Source organism: Ruegeria sp. D4 (assembly GCF_056534475.1).
In genome coordinates this window covers 240699-247309 of record NZ_JBQFPJ010000005.1, presented here as the reverse complement: position 1 = coordinate 247309, position 6611 = coordinate 240699, and the positions used below count along the sequence as shown (strand labels likewise).

The following is a 6611-nucleotide window of genomic DNA, read 5'->3' as shown; positions in this document are numbered from 1 at the left end:
GGATATGACGCTGATTGGTTCCGGGAAGCGTTGAAAGACAAAGGGATACGTGCGTGCATCCCAGGCCGGAAGCAGCGGAAGAAAGCGGTGATGTACGACAAGCGTCGCTACAAACGTCGCAACCGGATCGAGATCATGTTCGGAAGGCTGAAAGATTGGCGGCGAGTGGCAACCCGATACGACAGGTGCCCAAAGATCTTCCTCTCAGCCATCGCACTGGCGGCTACCCTCATCTATTGGCTATGAGTCCTGACCCTAAGCCTTTAAAGAGATTTAGTTTAAAGTCATTGTTCTTCCGCTTCTCCAATATTTGAAATCTTGTATCGGAATAGGTTTTGAGCATGATTCAGCAAGTCTATGCGAAAAAACGCCTCTCCCGGCTGATAGCTGCGCGAAAAGGTTGCCAAGTTAAATCCGGCTAGCCACATTGGGAAGGAAATGCCCTTTAGCCAGGTGGGATACTTGGGAAAGTCCGAAAAGCCAACTTACGCGGAAGAAGTCGCCGGGGCGATCAGGGCTGTAGGCACATCTAGTTTTATGCCGGAATTGTTGAACCTCATGCGCGAGGCAGCTTCGTTCAAGGGCGCGTTTGTCAGCCTTTTGAACCCGGGAAAAGCGCCCGAACATGTCTATGACAATGTGCGTTCGGAACGTCGCTCGGTTGTTGTCGACCGATGGCTTGATCGCGCCTGGCTGCTGGACCCGTTTGTTGTTCGTTTCATTGGTGAACGCCACGAACCAGTGATGGTACTAAGAGACGTTACACCGGACAGGTTTGCCAATTCCGACTACTTTCGGATCTACTACAAATCCCTGTTTCTGACGGACGAGATCGGGGTGTTCGTAGCAATAGCAAGCGGCACCTTGTTTCTTTCTCTCGGTCCTTCCGAGGGAAAAACCCGGTTCACGCGGCGGGATGTCGAACGGTTGACAGACCTGCACCCGATCATATCGGCGCTTTGCGAGCAGCACTTCCATCGCAACCCCTCGTCAGGCCGACTCGACGAGAGCGAGGTCGATTTCGGCGGGGTCATCGACAAGGTTTGCAAAGGTTTGACACAGCGGGAGATCGAGGTCGTGCAGTTCCTTTTGCGCGGGCACTCGACGCGGTCCATTGCGCTTTTGCTGGATGTTTCCCCGGCGACGATCAAAGTGCATCGCAAGAACATCTATAGAAAGCTGCGCATATCTTCCCAGTCTGCCCTGTTTTCAATGTTTCTGCATTCGGCAAACGATTAGTCGTACCCCTTTGGGGGTACAAATCACACTGCCCTTTGGAGGTATTCACAGGGTAAGTCTCCCGGCTTTAAGCTGATTCTACAAAACAACAAGTGCGGGTGTCCGGATCAGACCATGATCGACGTAAAGAATGTGACAAAACGCTTTGGCGAAGGTCAGGCGGCCGTGACGGCTCTAGGGGACGTGTCGCTGACCATTCCCGAAGGAAGCTTTTTCACGCTTTTGGGCCCGTCAGGTTGTGGCAAGACGACACTACTGCGGCTGATCGCCGGGTTCGAACTTCCAAGCGAAGGCGAAATAGCGCTGGACGGTGAGTCGATTGGCCATCTGGCACCCAACAATCGGCCCGTGAACACGGTGTTTCAGAACTACGCCCTGTTTCCGCACATGAGTGTGGCCCGCAATGTCGGGTTTGGCCTTGAGATGCTGAAAAGGCCGAAAGCCGAGATCGACAGCACCATCACTGAGATGCTGGACCTGGTGCAGCTGGGCGAGTTTGCAACGCGCCGGGTTGATCAATTGTCAGGCGGGCAGCAGCAGCGCGTGGCTTTGGCGCGCGCACTGGCGCCGCGCCCAAAGGTTCTGCTGCTGGACGAACCCCTTTCTGCTCTGGACCTGAAACTTCGCAAAGGAATGCAGAGCGAGTTGAAGCGACTGCAGCATGAGACAGGCATTACGTTTGTTTTTGTCACGCATGACCAAGGGGAAGCACTGGCGATGTCGGACCGGATCGCTGTGATGTCGGCAGGCTCGGTACGTCAGGTCGGCACACCGGAAGAGATTTACACAGCCCCGAAAAGCAGGTTCGTCGCGGATTTTATCGGGGACACCAACATCGTAAACGCTACGTTGCTTGGCTTTGACGGAGACGCGGCAAAAATCCGGTTTGGCGAAGGCAAACCACTCACGATTCACACTGCCAGCACCTTGCTCGAACCGGGCCCCGTACATGTCGCTCTGCGCCCCGAAACGATCCGTGTGGTCGAGGAGAGTGCCGAAACAGCGCTCTTGCGTGGCGAGGTCGTGGACAGCACCTACTTCGGGGCCGGGTCGCAAATGCTTGTGCGGCTGGAAGATGGTGTCAGTGTTCACGTCCAGGTTTCCACTCCGCGCCCCGTCGGATCGCGCGTCGGGCTCGAATTTGATACCTCCATGCTGCATGTACTGGAAGACTGATGGCCGGCGTTGCACATATCCCGCAGCCGGACGCCGCGTCGAGATTGCTTGCGGCGCAGGCCGAGCGCGCGCGTCAAAGACGCAGAACGCGGCTTTTCCTGCTGGCGCCGGCGCTCGGGATTATCGGTATCTTTGGACTGTTCCCTCTCTCTATCGCCCTGGTTTACTCGTTCCTTGAACCCGGGACCTATGGCGGCGTTGAATGGACGTTCTCTTACGACGCCTATGTGCAGTTCCTGTTCGAGCGGGATATTTTTGATGACACGCTGACCTTTAACAGCGCCTATCTTCAGATCTTCGGGCGTTCCTTTGGTCTTGCCATCGCCACTATGATTGGAACCCTGATCCTTGGGTTTCCTGTTGCTTACTTCATTGCGGCCCGCTCGCAGGAACAACGCAATTTCTGGCTGTTCGCCATCACTCTGCCGTTTTGGACGAACCTGTTGATCCGTACGTACTCGATGCTTCTGATCGTACGGGACGAGGGTTTTGTGAACCTGACGCTGATGAACATCGGCCTGATCAGCGAGCCGATCGAGATGTTGTACACCGACGGCGCGGTACTGGCCGGGCTGGTCTACAGCTACCTGCCTTTCATGATCCTCCCGATCTATGCCTCGCTGGAGAAGTTCGACTTTTCGCTGCTTGAGGCAGGGCATGATCTCTATGCCACACGCACGCAGGTGTTCCGCCACATCATTATACCGATTACCCGTCCGGGCATTGTCGCGGGCTGCGTTCTAGTGCTGATCCCGGCGCTTGGGGCCTACATCACGCCGGAACTGCTCGGCGGTGGCAAGAAACTGATGATCGGCAACCTGATTGCCCTGCAGTTCGGTTCGGGCCGCAACTGGCCCTTTGGCGCCGCTGCTGCACTGATCCTGATGGCAGTCGTGTTAATCGCGCTTCTTGTCAGCTTGCGGGCAGGTGCTTCGAAGGAGAGTGGACATGGCTAAACTGTCGTCACTCTTCCGGCCGTCGACAGACGTGCGCGAACTACGCCGGCAACCCCTGTTCACCGGCATGTCCTGGCTGGTTCTGTTGTTCCTCTACTCACCGATTGCTGTCCTGGTCGTGTTCTCGTTCAACGATAACCGCTCTGTTGTGCGCTGGACCGAGTTCAGCTTGCGCTGGTACGCGGCGGCCTTGGAAAACGATGACATCCGACGGTCGGCAATGATCTCGGTACAGGTCGCTCTCACCGCGACCGTGTTTTCCACTATCATTGCCACAATGGCTGCACTGGCGACAACGCGCGGCGATGTTTATCGCGGCCGTTCTGCGGCTATTGCGCTCATAAACCAGCCCTTGATGATCCCCGAGATCGTCACGGCGATTGCGACGCTGGCCTTCTTTTCGATCCTGCGCCAGCTCACGGGTGTTACTGGGATCGGCTGGCTGATCCTCGCGCACACAGTTTTCTGCGTGCCCTTTGCTTACATGCCGATCCGCGCGCGTTTGTCAGATTTGTCCGTGACTTACGAAGCCGCCGCCGCTGATTTGTACGCGACGCCTTGGCAGACATTCCGCTATGTGACGCTGCCGCTTTTGATGCCCGGTGTTATGGCGGGGGCGATGCTGGCCTTTGTAGTCTCTCTTGACGACGTCATCATCACGCTTCTGGTGGCCGGACCGGGTGAAACCACCTTGCCCATCTATATTTTGGGCCAAATCCGTCGCGGCGTAACGCCAGAGGTCAACGCCGTTTCGACCATCCTGATCGGAGTGACCATCGCCATGGTCGCCCTGACCTTCTTTCTGCAACGCAAACGAAAATAACAAGAAGCCCGCGCTGCTGCGGGACGCCATCAATCTCAACGGAGAACAAAATGAAATACACTCTTCTCAAAGCCGCAGCCATCTCGGCCCTGGCGCTCAGCGCGGCAGGAGCGCATGCCGAAGGCAAACTGAACATCTATAACTGGGGGAACTACACCAACCCAGAGATGATCGAGAAATTCGAAGCCCAATACGATATTGAGGTCACGCTGGACAGCTATGACAGCAATGAAACCATGCTGGCCAAGGTCAAAGAGGGCAACACCGGCTATGATGTTGTTGTTCCTGGCGACTACATGATCGCGATTATGGTAGGCGAAGGCTTACTGGCCGAGATCAATGCCTCCGAAATGGACAACTTCAATAACATGGACCCGAACTGGGTCGATGTATACTGGGATCCGGGTCGCAAGTATTCGGTCCCATATCAGTGGGGTACGACCAGCTTTACGGTCGACAGCGCGGTCTACAGCGGTGACATAGACACGCTTGGCCTGATCTTCGATACGCCCGAAGAGCTTAAGGGCCGTATCAACATGCTGAATGACATGAATGATGTGATCAACGCCGGCCTGCGCTACCTAGGCTATCCGCGTTGCAACTCCAATCCCGATCAGATGAAAGAGCTGATGGCACTGCTCGAAAATGCCAAGGGTGACTGGCGCACCATGGATTATGCGGTGATCGAAAAGCTGACGTCGAAAGATGTGGACCTGTCGCAAAGCTGGAACGGCGCGGCCATGCGCGCCCGGGCGGATCGCCCGACCTTGCAGTACGCCTATCCAAAGGAGGGGTTCACCGGATGGATGGATAACGTCGCGATTCTTGCCGACGCACCCAACATGCAAAACGCAAAGCTCTTCGTGAACTTCATGATGGACCCGGAAAACGCTGCAATGACCTCGAACTTTGCGCGTTATGCCAACGGGATCAAAGGTTCCGAGGCATTCATGGATGCCGAGATGCTCGACGCGCCTGAAATCGTGATGCCTGCAGGGGCACCGGTACCCGACTTTGTGAAGCCTTGCGACCAAGACGTTGTGGACCTGTACAACCAGGTTTGGACCCGCCTTAAGCAATAAACTTAAAAGTCACCTGTGGTCGGCCCATCTCTGGTCGGGCCGACCCCTTCCAAAGTTTTATCAACCTGACTGCGGCCCCTGTTTGGGTCACCTTGCGGGAGCATGGAAAATGCAAAACAGCAAATCCGGCCCCAGGCCCAAAACAGCGCGTGAGATCGGCATCATGCAGGGTTTCCCGCCCCCGCCTGAGAAACGCCCGTCTCTCGAGAACTGGGACCTCGCCCCGTTCAACCGCTGGACCTTCCAGAACATGCGTAGTCTGTTTCCCACGGTCGATGTTCGTCCGGGCCCGAATGCCCGAGAACTGATACAGGCGCCCCGTGACCTGCTGGATACGGAGTTTCAGACCTTTGACGACCGCCAACTATCGGTCGGGAACTGGCTGACTGAGAGCTACACGGATGGCTTCCTAGTGTTGAAAGGCAACCGGCTTTTAACCGAGATATATGCCAACGACTTTACTCCGGACACCGCACATTTGGGGCAATCTGTCTCCAAATCCCTGATCGGCTCTCTGGCCGGTGTGCTTCACGGTGAAGGCAAGCTGGACCTCTCGGAGCCGCTTGACAATATCGTACCGGAACTTGCTGGGACCGGCTATGCCGGATGCACTGTAGATCAGGCGCTCGATATGCAATCCGGCGTGCGCTTTACCGAGGATTATGGCTTTCCGGATAGTGACATGACACGCGTAGATGTGGCGTCGGGCTGGCGCCCGGTTCGCAAGGGAGAAATCAAACCTACCATTCGGGATGTTATTCTAACTTTGCCCCGGGAAAGACCCCATGGGCAGGCGTTTTCTTACCGCTCGATTGAGACGGATGTCATCGCCTGGGCCTTGGAACGTGTGAGCGGCGAAGACCTTGCTTCGCTCTTGTCCAGCCGGATCTGGCAAAAGATTGGCTGCGTGCATTCGGGCTTTTTCACTGTAGACGACGCCAAGACAGCACTCGCTGACGGCGGGTTCAACGCGACTCTTCGGGACTATGCCCGCTTTGGCCGCATGATGGCTGATGGTGGCAAGGTCGGTGACCAGCAAGTAGTGCCGGAAAGCTGGGTTTCTGGGATTTGTTCGGGAGCGGACCCTTCAAAGCACGGTGACCCGTATGACGTGCTGTCCCCTCAAGGGGCATACCGAAGGTTTTGGTGGGTTCACGACCCGAGGCGCGGCGTGTTCATGGCGCGCGGAGTTTTTGGTCAACTGATCTTCATTGACCTGACCGCGGACGTGGTTATCGTCAAGCTTTCCAGCTGGCCCGACTATCTGATCCAGTCCTTTAGCCACGATGCCGTGCGTGCCTGCGAGGCAATCATTCGCGCGCTTGAGTAGTTCAA

The 6611-nt window shown here is 56.2% G+C and carries 7 protein-coding genes; all 7 read left to right on the top strand.

From position 1 onward, the window contains the following. The coding region (locus ACR0MI_RS10390) for a transposase (RefSeq protein ID WP_480442425.1) at positions 1-246 on the top strand (246 nt) is incomplete at its 5' end. 216 nt (positions 247-462) lie between these two features. After that, complete coding sequence (locus ACR0MI_RS10385; protein WP_170680710.1) at positions 463-1239, top strand: helix-turn-helix domain-containing protein; 777 nt, start codon at positions 463-465, stop codon at positions 1237-1239. A 114-nt stretch (positions 1240-1353) separates the two neighbouring features. After that, complete coding sequence (locus ACR0MI_RS10380) at positions 1354-2415, top strand: ABC transporter ATP-binding protein (RefSeq protein ID WP_170680707.1); 1062 nt, start codon at positions 1354-1356, stop codon at positions 2413-2415. After that, positions 2415-3371 (top strand): ABC transporter permease, encoded by a 957-nt coding sequence (locus tag ACR0MI_RS10375; RefSeq protein ID WP_170680705.1) that lies wholly within the window; start codon positions 2415-2417, stop codon positions 3369-3371. Before ACR0MI_RS10380 ends, ACR0MI_RS10375 begins: the two co-directional genes overlap by 1 nt. After that, on the top strand, positions 3364-4194 hold the full coding sequence (locus ACR0MI_RS10370; RefSeq protein ID WP_170680702.1) for an ABC transporter permease: 831 nt from the start codon (positions 3364-3366) through the stop codon (positions 4192-4194). The genes ACR0MI_RS10375 and ACR0MI_RS10370 overlap by 8 nt, the downstream gene beginning before the upstream one ends. Positions 4195-4244: 50 nt before the next feature. After that, positions 4245-5276, top strand: a complete 1032-nt coding sequence (locus ACR0MI_RS10365; protein ID WP_170680699.1) for an extracellular solute-binding protein — start codon at positions 4245-4247, stop codon at positions 5274-5276. Between the two features lie 109 nt (positions 5277-5385). After that, complete coding sequence (locus tag ACR0MI_RS10360) at positions 5386-6606, top strand: serine hydrolase domain-containing protein (protein ID WP_170816676.1); 1221 nt, start codon at positions 5386-5388, stop codon at positions 6604-6606. Positions 6607-6611: the final 5 nt, after the last annotated feature.